This window comes from Streptomyces sp. NPDC088730 (genome assembly GCF_044751215.1).
Classification (GTDB): domain Bacteria; phylum Actinomycetota; class Actinomycetes; order Streptomycetales; family Streptomycetaceae; genus Streptomyces.
In genome coordinates, this window is sequence record NZ_JBIVLK010000007.1 from 293,839 (window position 1) to 312,125 (window position 18,287).

At 71.6% G+C, this 18,287-nt stretch carries 16 protein-coding genes; 1 reads left to right on the top strand and 15 read right to left on the bottom strand.

Features of this window, described 5'->3' with window-relative positions; genetic code table 11:
* Positions 1-100 precede the first annotated feature (100 nt).
* The 3 genes from ACIP89_RS22795 to ACIP89_RS22805 form a co-directional block, all read right to left on the bottom strand.
* Positions 101-1,165, bottom strand: a complete 1,065-nt coding sequence (locus ACIP89_RS22795; protein ID WP_073738000.1) for a hypothetical protein — start codon at positions 1,163-1,165, stop codon at positions 101-103.
* 76 nt (positions 1,166-1,241) lie between these two features.
* On the bottom strand, positions 1,242-2,909 hold the full coding sequence (locus ACIP89_RS22800; protein ID WP_402116401.1) for an OPT/YSL family transporter: 1,668 nt from the start codon (positions 2,907-2,909) through the stop codon (positions 1,242-1,244).
* Positions 2,910-3,025: 116 nt separating this feature from the next.
* Positions 3,026-3,826 (bottom strand): IclR family transcriptional regulator, encoded by an 801-nt coding sequence (locus tag ACIP89_RS22805; RefSeq protein WP_401928154.1) that lies wholly within the window; start codon positions 3,824-3,826, stop codon positions 3,026-3,028.
* Positions 3,827-4,234: 408 nt separating this feature from the next.
* On the opposite strand from ACIP89_RS22805, the gene ACIP89_RS22810 reads away from it, so the two are divergent.
* Positions 4,235-5,269, top strand: coding sequence for a PRC and DUF2382 domain-containing protein (locus tag ACIP89_RS22810; protein WP_401928151.1), 1,035 nt, complete (start codon positions 4,235-4,237; stop codon positions 5,267-5,269).
* Positions 5,270-5,393: 124 nt separating this feature from the next.
* Here ACIP89_RS22810 and ACIP89_RS22815 read toward each other — a convergent pair whose 3' ends face one another.
* From ACIP89_RS22815 to ACIP89_RS22870, 12 genes are all read right to left on the bottom strand, one after another.
* A complete protein-coding gene (locus tag ACIP89_RS22815; RefSeq protein WP_401928150.1) occupies positions 5,394-6,617 on the bottom strand; it encodes a beta-ketoacyl-[acyl-carrier-protein] synthase family protein in 1,224 nt (407 codons plus the stop codon).
* Complete coding sequence (locus ACIP89_RS22820) at positions 6,614-6,874, bottom strand: acyl carrier protein (RefSeq protein ID WP_401928148.1); 261 nt, start codon at positions 6,872-6,874, stop codon at positions 6,614-6,616. Before ACIP89_RS22820 ends, ACIP89_RS22815 begins: the two co-directional genes overlap by 4 nt.
* A gap of 266 nt (positions 6,875-7,140) precedes the next feature.
* Positions 7,141-9,051: an acyl-CoA dehydrogenase gene (locus ACIP89_RS22825; RefSeq protein WP_402116403.1), complete on the bottom strand. Its 1,911-nt coding sequence runs from the start codon at positions 9,049-9,051 to the stop codon at positions 7,141-7,143.
* 69 nt (positions 9,052-9,120) lie between these two features.
* The gene (locus tag ACIP89_RS22830) at positions 9,121-10,362 is read right to left on the bottom strand and encodes a beta-ketoacyl-[acyl-carrier-protein] synthase family protein (RefSeq protein WP_401928143.1); all 1,242 of its coding nucleotides are present in this window, start codon (positions 10,360-10,362) and stop codon (positions 9,121-9,123) included.
* A 93-nt stretch (positions 10,363-10,455) separates the two neighbouring features.
* Positions 10,456-10,716, bottom strand: coding sequence for a type B 50S ribosomal protein L31 (locus ACIP89_RS22835; RefSeq protein ID WP_401928141.1), 261 nt, complete (start codon positions 10,714-10,716; stop codon positions 10,456-10,458).
* Positions 10,717-10,840: 124 nt separating this feature from the next.
* Positions 10,841-11,713 carry an ABC transporter substrate-binding protein gene (locus ACIP89_RS22840; protein WP_402116405.1) on the bottom strand — a complete coding sequence of 291 codons (873 nt, stop codon included), beginning with the start codon at positions 11,711-11,713 and terminating at the stop codon, positions 10,841-10,843.
* A gap of 99 nt (positions 11,714-11,812) precedes the next feature.
* Positions 11,813-12,439, bottom strand: a complete 627-nt coding sequence (locus tag ACIP89_RS22845; protein WP_402116407.1) for a GNAT family N-acetyltransferase — start codon at positions 12,437-12,439, stop codon at positions 11,813-11,815.
* Between the two features lie 93 nt (positions 12,440-12,532).
* Entirely contained in the window at positions 12,533-12,859 is a 327-nt protein-coding gene (locus ACIP89_RS22850) for a cupin (protein WP_401928134.1), read from the bottom strand.
* 89 nt (positions 12,860-12,948) lie between these two features.
* Complete coding sequence (locus ACIP89_RS22855) at positions 12,949-14,571, bottom strand: glycoside hydrolase family 13 protein (RefSeq protein ID WP_402116409.1); 1,623 nt, start codon at positions 14,569-14,571, stop codon at positions 12,949-12,951.
* A 130-nt stretch (positions 14,572-14,701) separates the two neighbouring features.
* A complete protein-coding gene (locus tag ACIP89_RS22860; RefSeq protein WP_401928131.1) occupies positions 14,702-15,661 on the bottom strand; it encodes a carbohydrate ABC transporter permease in 960 nt (319 codons plus the stop codon).
* A 15-nt stretch (positions 15,662-15,676) separates the two neighbouring features.
* Complete coding sequence (locus tag ACIP89_RS22865; RefSeq protein ID WP_371774751.1) at positions 15,677-16,636, bottom strand: carbohydrate ABC transporter permease; 960 nt, start codon at positions 16,634-16,636, stop codon at positions 15,677-15,679.
* 92 nt (positions 16,637-16,728) lie between these two features.
* Positions 16,729-18,156 carry an extracellular solute-binding protein gene (locus ACIP89_RS22870; RefSeq protein WP_401929257.1) on the bottom strand — a complete coding sequence of 476 codons (1,428 nt, stop codon included), beginning with the start codon at positions 18,154-18,156 and terminating at the stop codon, positions 16,729-16,731.
* Positions 18,157-18,287: the final 131 nt, after the last annotated feature.

Sequence of the window (18,287 nt, forward strand, 5' to 3'; positions counted from 1 at the left end):
TCTCGCGTCGCGTCTCACGCGCCGCGTGTCTGGCGTCGCGGAACGGTTTCACGGGTGGCGGACGGGCCCGCACCGGGGGGTGCGGGCCCGTCCGAGGGGGTCAGTAGCCGGCGACGCCCAGGTCGCGGCAGATCGCCACCAGGTCCGGGTGCACGTAGCGCCCGTTCTCCTCGATGGCGACGCCGTCCAGGTAGATGGACGGGCCGAGGACGCTGCCGTCGGTGTGGGCGGCGGCGACCCACGGTTCGCCGCCGATCCAGGCGCCCTTGGTGCCGATGCCGAGTTCGACGCAGCCGAAGACGCGCTCGTCCTCGACGATGCGGCCGGTCGGGGCGAGGACGCCGGGGTTGAAGCCGAGCGACCAGTGGGCGACGCGGAACATGTTCGGGTCGTCGAAGGACTCCATCCAGCGGCGGAAGGTGTCCGCGTCGGCGTCGCCCTCGATCTTGGTGACGACGCCCTTCTCGACGGTGCACCGGACCGGCGAGCGCAGCAGGCCGATCTCGTCCGGCGGCCACAGGGCCCCGTCGAAGACGAGCACGCCGTCCTGGGTCTCCTCCAGGGGGTTCCAGGAGATCTGGCCGGAGAGCATGACCGTCTCGCCGGGCTTCTCCGCGGGCTTGCCGCGCAGGTTGATCGGCCGGTCGCCGTTGCGGCCCACCAGGTCGGTGCCGTTGGCGGAGGTGATCCGGACCTCGTCGGCCGCCTCCAGCAGGGCGACGAGGGCCTTGCCGAGGCGTATGACGCCCTGGAAGTCGGGGCGTCCGACGGTGGCGACCAGCATCTGGACGTCCATCGCGGTGAGGTTGGTGTAGCGGCAGCCGTTCGCCATGGCGGCGCGGAACGCGTCGGAGTGCATCAGGTACGAGACGGCGAACTCGATCCACACGTCGGCGTCGGCGATGGCTCCCGCGACGGGGCGGGGCGGCTCCATCGAGGCGCCGGGCAGCGTCTCGTACCAGACGACGACGGGGTGCGCCCCGGCGGCGGCGACGGCCTGCGCGGTGGCCTCGATGACCCGGCGGTCGCTGCTGGTGTCGCCGGTGAGGACGACGTGCTCGCCGCGCTTGACGAGCATGACCTCCTCGACGAGCTTGCGGGCGGCCAGGGCGAGTTCGAAGCTGAGGTACTCAGGACGCGGTTCGAGCCTGCTGTACATGTCCATGGGGGGTCTCCTTGCCGTGCGGGTGGTGCTGAGTGGTGCGGTGGTACGGGATGTGGTTCGGGGCGGGGCGGCCGGCTCAGGTCTTGAGGATCTGGGCCGAGTCCCCGAGCGAGCTGCCGGCGATCAGTCCGGCGCCCACCAGGTTGAGTTCCTCGTCGGCCGCGGGGCCGCGCAGCTTGCGGTAGCCGACCCGGACGACGAGAGCGCCGAGGACCAGCCAGCAGGCCTGCGGGGTGAGGATGAGCAGGCCGGTGGCGAGCATGACGCCCATCTGCCGGCGGGTGCCGCCGAGCAGCTGGATGGCGGCTCCGGGGATGGCCCAGACGAGCATGGTGCGTACCGCGTCCGGGTCGCTGAGGCCGCTCTTGATGGTGTCGGCGTACACCTTGGCGACGGGCGGGATGAGCCCCTGCCCGAAGTACGAGCGCCAGGCGAGGGCGACGACGGCGAGGGCGACCGCGAAACCGATGAGGGCGGCCAGGAACTGCTGGCGGCGGCCCTCGCGCTCGAAGGGGTCCCAGGGGCGGTGCTCGCGCCGCAGCAGCCAGCCGGCCTTGAGGTCGTAGCCCATGTCCGCGAAGGCCGGGCCGGTGGCGGAGACGTACCCCACCAGGAGGGCGAGCGGCACCGAGGGGATTCCTATGGCGAGGCCGAGGATGAGGAAGATCAGGGTGACGGCGAAGGACGGGAACCAGCCGGACTGCATGGCCGCCAGACCGACGATCAGTTCGTGCACCAGGGCGGCGAAGGCGGCGAACAGCACCCAGCCGACGATGCCGAGCGGACTCATGTCGCCGATCAGCCCGCCGAGCACCGCGAGGATCACGGCGCCCCCGGTGAAGAGCGCGAAGCCGCGGATCAGGGAGAGCCGCAGTGCGCGCTCGTCGACGGTGTAGGCGGTGCTCGGGTCCGCCGGCTCGACGTGCGCGGCGCTCCGGGTCTCCTCGGCGGCGGCCGTCCGCCTGCGCTCGCGACGGCCGATCAGCAGGTGCACGGCCTGGCCGAGTGCCACGATGCCGGCGCCGACCATGACGCCGTGCGGGATGTACCCGGCGCCCAGGTCGGTGTGGAAGAGGTCCATCCCGTACTGGCGCAGCATCAGTCCGATGCCGAACATCATCAGCGCCCAGACGTTGCCCAGGAAGGCGACTCCGGCGGCCGAGAGCGGCAGGCTGAAGAGTGTTCCCGCGAGGCCGACGGCGGTGCCGCCCGCGAGGATCAGGGCCCGGCGCCCTCCCCGGTCGCCGGCCTTGATGGTCTCGGCGGCCGCGGTGCCGGGCGGCCAGGCGGCGTCGGCGGGCAGCAGCCGGGAGCCGAAGGCGCGGTAGAGCACCCAGGCGTCCACGACGAGTCCGATGAACGCGCCCGCGAGCATCGGCCAGACCAGGTCCTTGCGCCCGAAGACGTACGGGATGGCGACGGAGGTCAGCAGGGCGTTCGCGGAGGCGAAGGTGGCGGCGGAGATCGCGCTCTGGGCGAGGTTCTGCCGGTGCACGGACCGCATCCGGCGCAGGAAGCCCAGTGGGATGCGGCCGATGAGCATGGCGACGAGTGCGCCGACGACCGAGGTGTTGGCCGAGATGCCCAGCTTGGAGACCAGGTCGATGCCGATGACGGCTCCCACGGCGGAGAGCACCACCAGGATCACCAGCAGCACGGGTTCCATGGCCCTGGGGTGCGACCGGGGCTCGTCGGGGGCGGAAGGCGGCGGGGCAGGGTGCGGCGCTGAGACGTGGTGCGCCATGGGGCACCCCCTTCGGTTTGCAGGGCTGGGAGGCAGGTGCGGGTCTCCGCGGCAGGGCGGAGCCCGGGGGCACGCGACGGCAGGGGAGGCCGCGGCCGGGCGGTACCGGGGCCGGTTCAGCCGCCGAGGGCGGCGGTGATCTCCGCCGCGCCGGCGCGTACCAGCGTCACGAGGGTGTCGGCGGCCCGGTCCACGCGGTGGGAGGGGCCGATGACGGTGAGGGAGGCGGGGACGCCGTCTCCCTGGAAGACGGGGGCGGAGACCGCGGTGACGGCCTCGTCGTACTCGCCGTGGCTGATGCAGTACCCGTCGGCGCGGACCTGCGCGTAGCAGGTGAGCAGGGCGTCCAGGTCCGTGATGGTGCGGTCGTTGAAGCGCGTCAGTCCGCTGGCGCCGAACATCTGCCGGATCTCGCGCTCGGGGTGGTAGGCGAAGATCGTGTGTCCGGACGCTCCGGCGTGACCGGGCATGACGGCGCCGATGATCGCCGTGTAGCGGACGGGTCCGGTGCCGTCGACGGCGGCTTCGCAGCGGTAGCTGCCCCCGTGCGGGACGTTGAGGACGATGCTCTCGCCGGTCTCGCGCAGCAGCCGGGCGAGTATCGGCCGGGAGATCGAGGACAGCACTCCGCTGTGCTCGCTGACCCTGGCCAGCCGGGACAGCGCGGGTCCCGGCCGGTAGCGGCGGCTGTTGTCGTCGCAGAGCAGGAAGCCCCGCGCGCTCAGGGTGGTGAGCAGCCGCTGGACGACGGCCTTGTCCCAGCCGTGGTGGCGGGCCAGTTCGCTGACGCCCCATTCCGGCCGCTGCTCGGTGAAGGTCAGCAGGACGAGCAGTGCCCGGTCGACGGTCTGCAGCACTCCGGGGGCCTGCTGTCCGTCGCGGGCCGGGGTGGTGGTGTCCGTACCGCGCTCAGCCATGGGCCGGGCCTCCTTCGTCCACTTTCATCCATCTGTCGGTGCGGAAATCGCAACGCCGTTGCGATTTCTGGCGAAAGAATGGTGCCGCGTCCGGCGGGTGTCAAGGGTTTGCCGGAAATTCACCGCGCGGCGGGAACGGCCTGCTCAGCGGCGATCGCGGAGGACCGCGCACCGGTGGCTCGCCGGGCGGGCCGCACCCGACCGGCCGTTCACTCGATTGGCCTAACCGGATCGCGGGGCCCACAGCGGCATCACGCGGGGCCCCGCCCCATCCGTCGGGGGTGGGGCGCCCCGCCCCCACCGGCCGGGAGGTTGCAGCGCCCATCCGGGTGAGGCGCGATGGAATCCGGACGCGCCTCACCTGCTGGACCCACCCACAGGACGCGCCCGGGCTAGGAGGAATCGGTCATGGGAGCCGCTGACGGTTTCACGGATTCCGGAGAGCTCGACGGCCTGACGGTGTACGACACCGCGGGCGAGAAGATCGGCAACGTGGGGCGGGTGTATGTCGACGACAGCACCGGCCGACCGGACTGGATCACGGTGAAGACCGGCCTGTTCGGTATGAAGGAGAGTTTCGTGCCTCTCGCCGGAGCCCGTCGCGTGGGCTCCGACCTGCACATCTCCCATCCGAAGGACCGCGTCAAGGAAGCCCCCCGGGTGGACGCGGACGCTCATCTCTCCGTCTCCGAGGAGGAGGAGCTCTACCGGCACTACGGCCTGACCAGGAACACCGGTGGCAAGCTCGGTGACCGTTCCGGGGCCGCCGGCACGGCCGGTGCGCCGACCACGTCCGGGACCGGAACCATGGGCGCTGCGGGAGCCGGCGCGGCGGCCGGGGCAGGAGCCGGGGCCGGGGCCGGGGCCATGGGTGCGGCCCGTGGCACCGACAGCGCGAAGGCCGCCGGCACCGCGGGCACGGGTACCGGAAAGCACCGGGACACCGACGCCGCCGGCACCGCCCGTCCGCTGGTCGGAACCGGAGCGGGCGCGGAGCGGTCCGCCTCCGCCGACCTGCGCGGCAAGGAGGAACTCATCCGCTCCGAGGAACAGCTGCGCGTCAGCACCGAGGAGTACGAGAGCGGCAAGGCCCGCCTGCACAAGTACGTCGTCACCGAGAACGTCACCAGGACCGTGCCCGTGACGCACGAGGAGGTTCGCGTGGTGCGCGAGCCGCTCCAGCCCGGTGACAAGGCGGCCCGCTCGGACATCAACGAACAGGACGTGGAGGTCACCCTGCACGCCGAACGCGCCACGACGCGGAAGGAGACCGTACCGGTCGAACGGGTGCGGATGGAGACGAAGAAGGTGACCGAACAGAAGGAAGTCTCCGCGGAACTGCGCAAGGAGCAGATCGACTACGCGGACGGCATGACCAAGGACGGCAAGGACGTGGGCGGCAAGGACGCCGGCGGCGAGTTCGGTCAGGGACGGCGCCGCTGACCCCGCGCACCGCGCCGGACCGGCCGAACCGGACAGGAGCGAGGGGCGGACCCGCATCACGGGGGTCCGCCCTCTCGTGCGGCCGGTGGCACGGGGCCGCCCGGCCGGTTCCACAGCTGTCCGGTCAGGGCCGCTGGAGTGCGACCACCGCGTTGTGTCCGCCGAATCCGAAGGAGTGGCTGACGGCACGCCCGACGGACAGCTCCCGCGGCTGCTTGGTCACGCAGTCGATGTCGAACCCGGGCGCGGGCGCGTCCAGGTTGGCGACCGGCGGGACGATTCCGCGCTGGAGCGTGAGGATCGTGAGCCCCGCCTCGATCGCTCCGGCCGCCCCCATGCAGTGGCCGAGCACGCCCTTGGGCGCGGTGACGGGCGGCCGGTGCGGGAAGACCCGGCCGATCAGGGCGGCTTCGGCCGCGTCGTTGCGCGGGGTGGCCGTGCCGTGGGCGTTGATGTGCTCGACGTCCCCGGCCCGCCAGCCCGCGTCGCGCAGCGCCGCCTCGACGGCCGCCTGGGCGATCCGGCCGTCGGAGTGCGGGCTGGTGGGGTGGTGGGCGTCGGTGGTGGCGCCGGTGCCCGCGAGCAGCGCGCGCGGCTCGGCGCCCCTGGCCTCGGCGTCGGCCGCGCGCTCCAGCACCATGACGGCGGCCCCCTCCCCCATGACGAGCCCGGCCCGGTCGGCCGCGAAGGGCCGGCTGAGCCGGGACAGGTCGCCGTCGGCCAGGGCGGCCGCGCCGGATCTGGCGAATCCGGTCATGGCGATCGGGAAGAGGGTCGATTCGGTGGCTCCCGCGATCGCCAGATCGCACTGCCCGGTGACCAGCAGGTCCCGGGCCACGGACAGTGCGGTGACCCCGGACGAGCAGGCCGTGCAGGGCGCCAGGCTGGGGCCCGTGGCGCTCATCTCGATCGCGATCTCGGCCGCGGGCATGTTCGGGATGGTGAGCAGGATCCCGGACGGCGAGGTCGCCTCCGGCCCGCGCCGTTCCAGCACGAGGGCCTGATCGGTGAGACCGGCGGAACCGCCGCTGCTGGTGCCGACGACGACCGCGACCCGGCTGCCGTCCCAGCCGCCCGGGTCGAGTCCCGCGTCGGAGACCGCCTCCCTCGCGGCGAGTACGGCGAATTTCGTGTATCTGCCCATGCGGAAGGCGGTACGCCGGCCGACCGCGGCGTCCAGGTCGATCCCGTCGACCGTGCAGGCGAAGTCGATGGCGCACCCGGCGAGTGCGGGGACGGTGCGGGCCGGGCTGACCCCGGCGCACACCCCGTCCCAGGTGGACTCGGTGTCGTTGCCGACCGGGGTGATCATTCCCAGACCGGTGACAGCGATGGACGGCAGCTTCATCGGGCGGTGCCCACCGGAGCCCCGCCGCCCGCCTTCGCGCGCAGGAACTCCGTCAGTCCGGCGAGGGTGGTGTCCCGGTGCAGCGTGCCCGGGTCCAGTTCGACGCCGACGGCCTCCCTCATGACGACGGCGAACTCGGCTACTGCCAGGGAGTCCATGTCAAGACTGTCCATCGTGGATTCCGGGAGAATCTCGGCCACAGGCACCCTGAAGGTACGGCTGAGTACCTCGGTGATCGTGGGGTGAATCGCGCTCATGGTCTTCCTCTCCATCATGCCCGTCCGGCGGGGGTCCCGGGGTGGTGCCTCTCACGACCCCGACGCCGGAGTAACTGAGCAGCGTCCGGCCGGTTACGCCTTGCGGCGAACCGATTCGCCTCCGGGCCCTTCCGCTCCCGGACACCACCGCGACAGCACGGCCGCGGTCCCCCAGAAGGCCAGGAGCACGAGACCGACGCCGATCCCCTGTACCGCTTCGGCCGCCCGGCGCGCGCCCTGCGGTGCCGCGCGCTCCGGCGCGGGCCTCATCGCTCGCTCCCGGCGGGTACCGGGCGCTCCGCGGTATGCCAGGACGCACCCGGGTCGTCGTACGCCTCGGCATAGCGGGCTCCGGCGATGGGCCAGTCCGCGAGCACTTCCTCCGGCAGCGCGAAGGAGGCGGCGAGCTCCGGCAGGTGGGCCGCGACGGCGGCGACGAGTCGCTCGGTGGTCTCCGTGAGGTCGTCCACCTGACCGGCCGTGAGGTGCCCGGCTACGAGCAGGTCGCCGCTGTGCATCTGGACCCATCGCAGCGCGAACAGCCGGGCCAGGTCGGTCAGCCGATCGCGGGCGGGCCCCTCCGGCAGGCCCTCGACCGCGTCCGCGTACGCTTCGGCCGCCTGCCGGCAGGCGTGCGCCTCGACTCCCCGCAGCGCGGGCCCGGAGCCCGCGTTCCACCGCTGCAGCGGGCCGCCGTGCGGGGCCCGCGCCATCCGTGCGCGGGAGCGGGCGAACTGGATCCGCTCCACGTGGGCCAGGAGCCGGCCGAGGAACCGCAGATCGTCCAGGTCGCCGGTCTGCGGGCCCGCGTCCCGTGCGTCCCACGCGTCCGGTGCGTCGAGCATCGCGGAGATGACCATCTCGGAGGCGGCCTTGGCGTGGATGGCCATGTTGTCGCCCTCCGCGGTGATGGCGCCCTCCACCCCGGTGACGAGTTCGCTCATCCCGTTGTGCTCCAGCAGGCCCTGGGCGCCGCACCGTTCGCGGCATTCGACGATCACCGTGCGGGCCTGCCAGGTGATCCAGCCCTTCGCGACGTCCACCAGCCGGCCGGCCGCCTCGCGCTCCGGCTCGGGGCCGTGGGCCGCCGACTCCCAGCGATCGAGGGCCCGTCGGTGCAGCAGGCTCATCGCGAAGACGGTGGCCATGGCCCCGGCGAGCGGGCCGTGATGGCTGCGGTGGGCGATCACCGGCAGCGGCGGCAGCACACGGCCGCCGGAGACGTACCGGTGTCCCGAGTAGCGGACCGCGACGGCGAGAGTGGCGCGGGCGGAACCGATCGCGCTCGCGCTCATGCAGATGCGGCCCGTGGTGACGCGGGCGATGGAGGCGAGGAACCGGCGTCTGCGCCCCGCGGTGCCGCTGCGGAACACCCCGTCGTCGCCGATCCGTCCCTGCTTGCCGCCGAGCAGTGCCTCGCGCCCCACGAAGACCTGGTCGAAGGAGGTCAGGCAGTGGTCCACGGGGCTGCCCATCCGGGCCGGCAGCCTGCTGATCCGTACCCCTGGCAAGGCCCGCGACGCGTCGGTGAGCGGCACCAGCAGCAGGAAGACCCCGTGGTCGGTGTCCCCGACGAGCAGCCGGGCGGCGACGAGTCCCGACTTGGGGCCGCCCGCCGGGCTGGTGTTGGGCATGAACTTCTGCGCGCCCAGGTGCGGGGTGTGCAGCACGAATCCGTCCCGGTCGGGGTCGTAGGCGGCCGTCGTCTCGACCGCCGCGGCGTCGTTGCCGTGCGCCACCTCCGTACAGAGGAAGGTCCCGATGCGTCGCATCGCGAGGAAATCGGACAGGTCGCGGGTCCGGTCGGCGTCGTGGTCCAGGAGGCTGCCGAGGAAGAGGTTGTAGTGGATTCCCGCGACGGTGGCGAGCGACGGGTCCACCGGGGCGAGCCATTCGTGCAGGGCGGCCAGGGCGCGCGGGTCGGCCGCCAGCCTGGCGCCGCTGTCCAGCGTGTTGTTGAGCGTGCGCAGCCGCGCGTAAGCGAGGGCGAGCCGTTCGTCGGGGGTGGGGCCGGGCGGCGGGACGGTGGGCCTGCGGAACGGGTCCGTGGCGATGAGCCGCTGCCAGAATCCGTGCTCCCGGCGGGCGTCGGAGCCGAGGAGCACCGAAGTGAGCCGGTCCGTCGTCCGCTCCGTGCCGGCCTCGGTCATCACGGGGCTGTCAATCGTTGTGGTCATACGACAGAAACGATCAGGAATCAGCCAGGACACCCGGATTCCGGCATTCGCCTCCCCTTTCCTTCCTGTTCAGCGCGGTGAGGGGGCCCGCTGGAAGGCGAGGGCGACATTGTGACCGCCGAATCCGAAGGAGTGGCTGAGGGCCCGCTCCACGCGCTGCCTGCGGGGTTCCTTGGTCACGCAGTCGAGGCCGGAGTCCGGCGGCGGGGCGTCGAGGTTGGCGATCGGCGGGACCAGGCCGTGTTCCAGGGTCAGTACGGTGGCCACCGCCTCGATCGCGCCGCCCGCCGCGAGCGTGTGCCCGATGACGCCCTTCGGCGCGGTCACCGAGGGCCGGTGCGGGAAGAGCCGGGCGATCAGCGCGCTCTCCATGGCGTCGTTGAGCGGGGTGGAGGTGCCGTGTGCGTTGATGTGGTCCACCTCGGCGGGGGCCCAGCCCGCCCGGTCCAGCGCCGCCTGGACCGCCCGCTCGGCGCCCCGGCCGCCCGGGTCGGGTGCGGTGGGGTGGTGGGCGTCCGTGGCCGCTCCCGCCCCGGCCAGTACCGCCCGTGTCCGCCCGCCGCGGGCCCGGACGTCGCCGGCCCGTTCCAGTACGAGTACGGCGGCGCCCTCGCCCAGGACGAACCCGTCGCGGTCCGCGGCGAACGGCCTGGACGCGGCCGCCGGGTCACCGGTGCGCGCCGAGAGCGCCCCCATGCCCGCGAACGCGCTCACCACCAGCGGGGTCACCACGGACTCCGCGCCACCCGCCACCACCACGTCGCAGCTCCCGCTCGTCAGCAGGTCGCCGGCGAGGGCGATCGCGGTGGCGCCCGACGCACAGGCGGTGGCCGGGGCCAGACTCGGCCCGTGGGCGCGGAGGTCGATGGCGATCTCCCCGGCGGCCGCGTTCGGCATCATCATCGGCACGAGGAGCGGGGAGACCGCGGACGGCCCGTCGGCGTCCAGCCTGCGGACGTTGTCGACGAGTACGGAGACCCCGCCGACACCGACGCCCAGCACGACGCCCACCCGGCCGCCGTCCCACCGGTCCGGGCGCAGCCCGGCGTCCGCCACGGCACGGCGGGCGGCGACCAGGGCCATCTTCACGAACCGCGCCATGCGGAAGACGGCGCGCCCGCCCACCGCCTCGTCCAGGTCGGGCCCGTCGGCCCGGCAGGCGAAGTCGACCGGCAGACCCGCCAGTTCCTCGCATTGCCGGGCTGCTCCGGCACCGGCGCACAGCCCCGTCCAGAAGGTCTGCTCGTCGGCGCCCACCGGGGTCACCAGCCCCAGGCCCGTCACCACAGTCGCTGTCCCGTCCCGCACCATGCCGCGGCTCTCCCCTTGGTCTTCGTCGTTTCACGCCCCGTTGGGCCGAACGGCCGAACCCCCGCGGAGGATGCGGTCACTGCTCCGAACGGGTCAGGAGGAGCTGCTCCCGTCGTCGCCGTACCTGCGCTCGAACTTGGCGACCTGGCCCTCCGAGTCGACCACCCGGGCCTTGCCGGTGAAGAACGGATGGCTCTCCGCGGAGATCTCGACGTCGATGACGGGGTAGCTGTTCCCGTCGTCCCAGCCGATGGTCTGCTCGCTCGACGCGGTGGACCGGGTCAGGAAGGCGTAGCCCGCCGAACGGTCACGGAAGACGACGGGGCGGTAGTCGGGGTGCTTGTCCTGCTGCATGGTCTGCTCCTGGAGGCGTGCGGGTACCGGCTCGGGACACTCCTGGCCAGCCTCGCGAAGAGGGACGTCCCGCGCGATCGGACACGGCCGTACGGGGCATCGGCGCGCGGCGCCGGCCGCCCGGCTACGCCCCGAGCGCGTCGGCCACCAGGGCCAGGAACCGGGCGTGGGCGTGGGCGCTGCACACCGGCTCCGGGTTCCAGGGCACCACCCGGGCGGTGCGTTCGATCGAGGCCCATGCCTCGTTCGTCCGGAGCTCACCGAGAGGGGTGGCGTTGACCCGGATGTCGGCGAGCACGACGGCGGGGCGCAGCGCCCCGGCCTCCGCCCAGTCGACCGTGGACCAGTTCGCGCCGGGCCCGTCGGCCGGTTCCACCAGGTCGATGCCGAGTTCGGCCAGTACCCGCAGTTCGGGCCACATGCGGGGGCGGGCCAGGTGCGCCTGCTGCTGCCCGGCCGGGGACAGGGCGAGGATGCGGGTCCGGTCCGGTCCGGCGGCGAACGCGCGCAGCCGGTCCCGGGCGGCGTCCAGTTCCCGGGCGGCCGAGTCGGGCTCCGCCGCGCCCAGCGAGCGGGCGAGGCGGGCGAACCGGTCGCCGGTCTCCGCGAGTGTGCGCGCCTGGCCCACGTCGATGACGACGACCGGGACGTGCTCCTCAAGGTGTTTGGCCGTCTCCGGGGCGAGGCCGTAGACCTGGCCGCCGCCGTAGCTGACGGCCACCACGAGGTCGGGTCCGGAGCCCAGCAGCGTCTCCACGTCCAGAGCGGGGCCCGCACCGGCGTAGGCGATCTCGGCCAGCGGCAGCGATCCGGTCTTCGCGGTGTCGGGCACGGCCGGGTCGTCGTGGCCGGAGCCGAATATCGCGACCGGCCGTATCCCGTGGTCCCACAGCGTCGCTCCGGCCTGGACGTAGGCGAGCACCCGCGTCGGGCGCCGCTCGGCGGACGACAACTGTCCTCGGTCGTCGGAGAATTGCCATAAGGTCTGCTCGCTCACGTCACACGCCTCTCGCCACCGGTCGCTTCGCCCCGTTTCGGGGTCGTCCACCAGTACCTGCCCAGGGATGCGGGGCGGCACCCCCGCCGCCGCGCCGTTCTACGGGCAGGCCTCCGTGCCGCGCACCAGGTAGCTGACAGGGCCTGGCTCCGGCACCTGGATCTCGGTGAAGCCGAGCCGGTCGTAGAACGCTCTGGCACGGGTGTTGGCGGTGAGCATGGACAGGTGGACCCCGGTGACGCCCTTGGCGCGCAGGGCCGCCAAGAACGTATCCATCAGCTCTCTCCCGTACCCCCTGCGCTGCCAGTCGGGGAGCAGGTCTATGTGCAAGTGGGCCGGGTGATCGGCCAGTTCGGGCAGTACCATCCGCTCCGGGTTGTGCAGGAGGGCGGTCATCTCGTCGGCGGGGCAGCGCGGTTCGCCCCGCGGCCGTGGGTAGCGGTCGTCGACCAGGGGCAGCCAGCGTTCGCGGAACTCCGCCACGAACCGGGGGGTGTCCGCCGTCCCGAGGATGTACCCGACCGCCCGGCCCGTACCGTCGTCGAGCACGAAGGCCAGATCGGGTTCCAGGTACGCGTACGGGGCGGCGAAGATCGACGGCATCAGCTCCGGGTCCGGGTAGAGGTGGCTGGAGTCGCCGCCGTTGTCGGCCGTCCGGACGCAGATGTCCGCAAGGGCCGCACGGTCGTCCGGGTGGTAGGCGCGGGGGCCGGTTCGCGAGGTCATCCCGTCATCCTGCCCGCTTTTGGGAGCGCTCCCAACAGGTTTTGGCCGAATCAGTCGCCGGCCGGTCCCGACCGGCGCGGCCGACCCGGGCTGTCAGCCGTTGACCGCGGTCAGCAGCACCACGGCGTCCTCCAGCGCGAGCAGCCCGTGCCGCTCCTGCGGGATGGGGTGCAGCCGTCCGGGCGCCAGTTCCACATCGCCGGAGGCGGCCGTGAGCCGGACCCTGCCGCGCAGCACCTGGAGGGAGGCGGCGGGCGGGGCGTTGTGCTCGTCGAGCGCGGAGCCCGATGTCAGGGCGATGACGGTCTGCCGCAGGGGCTCCTCGTGCAGCAGGAGGTGCGCGCTGCGGCCGTGCGCGGAGGTTCGGGCCGCGGCCAGGTGCTCGGCGGCCAGGGCGTTCAGATCATTCGCGGCATCCATATGCCCTACTGTGCCGCAGCCCCCGTCCCCCCGCGATCCTGCCCATGGGCCCCGCCGGGCCCATGGGCAGGTGCGTGCCGGGTCCGGAGTCAGGCCCGGAGCCAGACGGCGGTGTCCTGCGGGAGCCTGCCCGCCCCGTCGAGCGGGCCGCTGGCCAGCAGCACCGCAGTGTGGCCGGGCAGCTCGGCCGCCTCCGCCGCCAGGTTGACCACGCACAGGAGTCCGTCGGTGCGGCTGAAGGCGAGCACCCCGGGCGCCGCGTCCAGCCAGGTCAGCTCGGGCGCGCCCGGCTCCCCCGTCGTGGCGAACCCCGGCTCCTCGCGGCGCAGCCTCAGCGCCTCGCGGTACAGCGTGAGCATCGAGTCCGGGTCATCGCTCTGCAGGTCGGCGGCGTACGAGGCCCAGTCGACCGGCTGCGGGAGCCAGGGTTCCGCGTCGGCGCCAAAGCCGGCGTACGGGCCCTGCGCCGACCAGGGCAGCGGCACCCGGCAGCCGTCGCGGCCGGGGTCGGCGCCGCCCTTGCGGAAGTGCATCGGGTCCTGGATGCGGTCCAGCGGGATGTCCACCTCGGGCAGGCCCAACTCCTCGCCCTGGTAGAGGTAGGCGGCGCCGGGCAGGGCCAGCGAGAGGAGGGCGGCGGCGCGGGCACGGCGGGTGCCCAGGGCCAGGTCCGTCGGGGTGCCGAAGGTCTTCGCGTCGAAGTCGAAGCCGGTCTCGGCGCGGCCGTAGCGGGTGACGGTGCGGGTGACGTCGTGGTTGCACAGGACCCAGGTGGCGGGCGCCCCGACCGAGGCGTGCTCGGAGAGCGTGTCGTCGATGGCGGTCCGCAGCAGCCCGGCGTCCCAGGGACAGGCCAGGAAGTTGAAGTTGAAAGCGGTGTGCAGCTCGTCGGGGCGCAGGTAGCGGGCGAACCGTTCGGCGTCCGGCAGCCAGACCTCGCCCACGAAGACGCCGCCGTACTCGTCGCCGATGGCGCGCCAGGCGCGGTAGATGTCGTGCAGTTCGTCGCGGTCGACGAAGGGGTGCGGGTCGCCCTCGGCGAAGTCGGGCAGCGCGGGGTCCTTGGCCAGCAGGGCCGCGGAGTCGATCCGTACGCCGGAGACGCCGCGTTCGAACCAGAAGCGCAGCACCTCCTCGTGCTCCTGGCGGACCGCCGGGTGCGCCCAGTTGAGGTCGGGCTGCTGGGTGGCGAAGAGGTGGAGGTACCACTCGCCGTCGTCCAGCCGGGTCCAGGGGGTGCCGCCGAATTCGGAGACCCAGTCGTTGGGCGGTGTCGCGCCGTCCGGGCCGCGTCCCTTGCGGAAGTGGAAGAGGTCGCGCTCGGGGCTGCCGGAGCCGGCTTCGAGGGCGGCCCTGAACCAGGCGTGCTGGTCGGAGACGTGGTTGGGCACGATGTCGATGATGGTGCGGATGCCGAGCTCGCGGGCCTCCGCGATCAGCTTCTCCGCCTCGGCCAGAGTGCCGAACGCCGGGTCGATGGTGCGGTAGTCGGCCACGTCGTAGCCGCCGTCGGCCAGCGGCGAGAGGTACCAGGGGGTGAACCAGAGTGCGTCCACGCCGAGTTCGACGAGGTAGGGCAGTCTGGCCCGTACTCCCGCGAGGTCGCCGGTGCCGTCACCGTCGCCATCGGCGAAGCTGCGTACGTAGATCTGGTAGATGGCTGCGTCGCGCCACCAGTTAGCGGTGGACTCGGACGGACGGTTGGCTGCCACGTGGCGTTCCTTTCGGGCAGGTGGTACTCCGCCGCCGGCCCGTGAGCGGGGCAGGACGGTCGGGCCGGCGGCGGAGTGCTGAGGGGAAGGCGGCTGTGCGGGGTCCCGGCGCGGGGCGGTGTGGCGGGGGTCAGCCCTTGAGGCCGCCCGCGGTCAGACCGCCCATGATGTTGCGCTGGAAGATCAGGAAGATGAGCAGTGTCGGGATGGAGGCGATGGTGAGCGCGGCGATCAGGATGTTCTCCGGTACGCCGCTGGCCAGCGAGTAGATGCCCACGTTGAGGGTCTGCTTGCTCGGGTCGGGCAGGGTGAGCATCGGCCAGAGGAAGTCCTTCCACACGCCGACGATGGCGAAGATGGAGACGACTCCGAGGATCGGCCGGGAGATCGGCAGGATGATCGAGCGCAGGGTGCGCAGCGGTGTGGCGCCGTCGATGGACGCGGCGTCGAGCAGCTCACGCGGGATCGAGTCGAAGAAGCGCTTCAGCAGGAAGATGTTGAACGCGTTGGTGACCGACGGCAGCCAGATCGCCCAGGGGGTGTTGACCAGGTTCCGCTGGAAGATCGGGACGTCCAGGATGGTCAGGTACTGGGGGACGACCAGCACGGTGGCCGGGATCATCAGGGTGGCCAGCATCATGCCGAGGATCACCTTGCCGAACACCGGGCGCAGCTTGGACAGCGAGTACGCCGCCGCGACGTCGAAGATCAGCTGGAAGGCGAGCGCGCCGAAGGCGTAGTACAGGGTGTTGAACAGCAGCTTGGACAGGTCCATCACGGTCCAGGCGTGGCTGTAGTTCTCGGTGTGGACGGAGCTGGGGAAGGCCGTGGGCGGGCTCTGTACGACTTCCTGGGTGGTCTTGAGGCCACCGGTGACCATCCAGTACAGCGGCCCGAGGAAGGCCACGGTGAAGACGATGACCACCACGGCGAAGGTGATCCAGTAGAACGTCTTGCCGCGACGCCTGCCGAGCTGGGCCGGTGAGATGAGGGTCCGCTGGCGTCCGGGGTCGGCCGCGCGCTCGGCCCTGCGGCGGCCCGCTCTGCGGCTCTCGCTCCCGGGCCGGGAGACTAGCGTGTTCGATGCCATGGTCGTGCTCCCGTCCTAGTCTTCGCTGCTGCGGCTCAGTCGTACGTACACCGCGGAGAATCCCGCGAGCACGACGAGCAGGACGAGGCCGAGTGCCGCCGCGCTGCCGTAGTTGTTGAAGTTGAAGGCGTACTGGTAGATGAGGTAGACGACGGTGGTCGTGGACCCCTCCGGGCCGGCTCCGTTGGTGAGCAGGAACGGCTCGGTGAAGACCTGCATCGTCGCGATGATCTGCATGAGCAGGAGCAGCGAGAGGATGAGCCGGGTCTGCGGGATGGTGACGTGCCAGACCTTGCGGAACAGGCCCGCGCCGTCGAGCTCCGCCGCTTCGTACAGCTCTCCGGGGATGCCCTGGAGCGCGGCCAGGTAGATCAGCGTCGCGCCGCCCATGTTCATCCAGGTCGCCGCGATGACGACGGAGAGCATGGAGGTGTCGGTGTCCTGGAGCCACTGCTGTGCGGGCAGGTGGAAGATCTCCAGGATGCGGTTGAAGAGGCCGTACCCGGGGTCGTAGAAGTACTTGAAGAGGAGCACGGAGGCGACCGGCGGCAGCATGACGGGGAGGTAGACCAGGAGCCGCAGATAGCCCTGTGCGTGCCGGAACTCGTTGAGCACGACGGCGACGACGAACGGGACGACGAAGCCGAGCAGCAGCGCGAGCACGGTGTACTGCAGGGTGTTGCGCCATGCCTGCCAGAAGGCCGGGTCGTTGAAGACGTAAGTCAGGTTGGACCAGCCGGCCCAGGTGGTTTTGCCGTTCTCGGTCTTCTGGAAGGCCAGGATGAACTCCCGGACCATCGGATACCAGGAGAAGAACGAGAAGCAGAGCACCGCTCCGATGAGGAAGCCGTGGGCTGAGATGTTGCGGCGCACGGCGCGCAGGAACTCCTCGCGGGCGGAGGTCCGGCGTGCGGGGCCTGGAAGTCCTGGCCCGGGCCTGGCGGCCTTGCGGGAGGACAGGGTAGGGGCCGACATGGTGTCTCCTAGGTGCCGGTGTACTGAAGCGCAGTAGTCGGACGGGGGCGGAATGCGGGACCGGGTCCGCGTGACCCGGTCCCGCGCGTCCGTTACTGGTTCGCCAGGACCTGGTTGACCTGCTGCTCAGCGGTGGAGAGCAGCTTGTCGATGTCGGCGTCCTTGTTGGTCAGGACACCGGACATGGCGTTGTCGAGGATCTTGTAGACCTCCTGCGCCTTCGGCGGCTCGGCCTTGCCCTGGACGGGGTTGTCCATGAAGGCCTTGAAGTTCTCGACGGGCATCGTCGCGTCCTTGGCCCGTGCGGCGTCGTCCTTGGCCTTGGAGTCGTTGAGGAAGAAGTTCGGCTGCGGCAGCCCGACGGGGAGCTTGTCGGCCTTGGTGCGGGCCCAGTCGAACTGTCCCTTGCCCGGAGTGAGGTTCTTGAAGTTCAGCCAGGCGATGCCGGCCTTGATCTGGTCGGGCGAGCTGCCCTTCTTGATCATGTAGTTGTTGCCGCCGAAGAGAGTGCCCTTGCCGCCCGGGATCGGGCCGAGGCCGAAGGTCTCGTACTTCGCGCCGAGCTGCTGGACCATGTAGGCGATGTCGTCGGGGGCGGCCAGGAACATGCCCAGCTTGTCGCTGGCTATCTGCTTCTGGAGGTCGCCCCACTTCAGCAGCTGGGTCTTGCCCATGCTGTCGTCCTCCCAGCGCATGTCGTGCAGCTGCTGGAGGACCTGCTTGCCGGTGGCGTTGTTGAAGGCCGCCTTCTTGCCGGAGGCGTCCACGACGTCCCCGCCGAGGCCGAACTGGGTGGCCGCGAAGTGCCAGCCGCCGTTGTTGCCGGCGCTGTACTCCCCGTAGCCCGCGATGCCCTTGCCCAGGCCCGCGATCTTCTTCGCGGCCTTGCGGACGTCCTCCCACGTGGACGGCGGGTTGTTCGGGTCCAGACCGGCCTGCTGGAACAGCTTCCGGTTGATCATCAGGCCCATGGTGTAGTTGCTGGTCGGCAGGGCGTAGAGCTTGCCGTCCTTGCGGGCCACATCGATGACCTGGGTCTGGATGTCCTTGAGGGCGGGCACCGACTTGTCGGTGACGTAGGCGGAGATGTCCTCGGCGCCGTCGTTGTCCAGGACCTGCTGGAGGTCGCTGAAGTACGCGTAGAAGACGTCGGGCTGCGACTTGCCCTTCAGCATCGCCGTGAAGCGGGGCGGCTCGTTGCACTGGCCGGGAGTGGACTTCCCGTTGATCGTGACGTTCGGGTACTGCTTGTTGAACGTCTTGATGTCCTCGTTCCACTCACGCAGCTCCGCGGCCTTGGCCGCCGGCGGCATACAGTCGATCGAGATCGTCACCTTCGTCTTCGGGTCGAGCGGCGCCGACGGGTCGGACGATCCCTTGGATCCACTGCCGTTGTCACCGTTGTCGCTGCTGCTGCTCGTGCCGCAGGAGGCGAGAGCGGTCAGGGCGAGTGCGGTGACAAGGGCAGCCGCGGAGGCACGGCTTGTACGGCGTGTGCGGCTGAACCCAGCACTTCTCATCGATGGTCCCCTTCGGGCATGAGCATGGAAGGCCCTCGGCCGGCTCTCTGCCGGGGCGAGGTTCACTCAACCAGCGCCGACATGTGAACGCAATATCTCGCGCAGTTTTCGTAAAAGTTTGACAGTCCGTT

What these genes read in the sequence shown, in the direction of transcription:
- ACIP89_RS22835 (WP_401928141.1), bottom strand. Translation starts at nt 10,716, where the DNA reads ATGCAGCAGGACAAGCACCCCGACTACCGCCCCGTCGTCTTCCGTGAC.
- ACIP89_RS22815 (WP_401928150.1), bottom strand. Translation starts at nt 6,617, where the DNA reads ATGAAGCTGCCGTCCATCGCTGTCACCGGTCTGGGAATGATCACCCCG.
- ACIP89_RS22810 (WP_401928151.1), top strand. Translation starts at nt 4,235, where the DNA reads ATGGGAGCCGCTGACGGTTTCACGGATTCCGGAGAGCTCGACGGCCTG.
- ACIP89_RS22860 (WP_401928131.1), bottom strand. Translation starts at nt 15,661, where the DNA reads ATGGCATCGAACACGCTAGTCTCCCGGCCCGGGAGCGAGAGCCGCAGA.
- ACIP89_RS22830 (WP_401928143.1), bottom strand. Translation starts at nt 10,362, where the DNA reads ATGGTGCGGGACGGGACAGCGACTGTGGTGACGGGCCTGGGGCTGGTG.
- ACIP89_RS22850 (WP_401928134.1), bottom strand. Translation starts at nt 12,859, where the DNA reads ATGGATGCCGCGAATGATCTGAACGCCCTGGCCGCCGAGCACCTGGCC.
- ACIP89_RS22825 (WP_402116403.1), bottom strand. Translation starts at nt 9,051, where the DNA reads ATGACCACAACGATTGACAGCCCCGTGATGACCGAGGCCGGCACGGAG.
- ACIP89_RS22805 (WP_401928154.1), bottom strand. Translation starts at nt 3,826, where the DNA reads ATGGCTGAGCGCGGTACGGACACCACCACCCCGGCCCGCGACGGACAG.
- ACIP89_RS22795 (WP_073738000.1), bottom strand. Translation starts at nt 1,165, where the DNA reads ATGGACATGTACAGCAGGCTCGAACCGCGTCCTGAGTACCTCAGCTTC.
- ACIP89_RS22845 (WP_402116407.1), bottom strand. Translation starts at nt 12,439, where the DNA reads ATGACCTCGCGAACCGGCCCCCGCGCCTACCACCCGGACGACCGTGCG.
- ACIP89_RS22865 (WP_371774751.1), bottom strand. Translation starts at nt 16,636, where the DNA reads ATGTCGGCCCCTACCCTGTCCTCCCGCAAGGCCGCCAGGCCCGGGCCA.
- ACIP89_RS22820 (WP_401928148.1), bottom strand. Translation starts at nt 6,874, where the DNA reads ATGAGCGCGATTCACCCCACGATCACCGAGGTACTCAGCCGTACCTTC.
- ACIP89_RS22870 (WP_401929257.1), bottom strand. Translation starts at nt 18,156, where the DNA reads ATGAGAAGTGCTGGGTTCAGCCGCACACGCCGTACAAGCCGTGCCTCC.
- ACIP89_RS22800 (WP_402116401.1), bottom strand. Translation starts at nt 2,909, where the DNA reads ATGGCGCACCACGTCTCAGCGCCGCACCCTGCCCCGCCGCCTTCCGCC.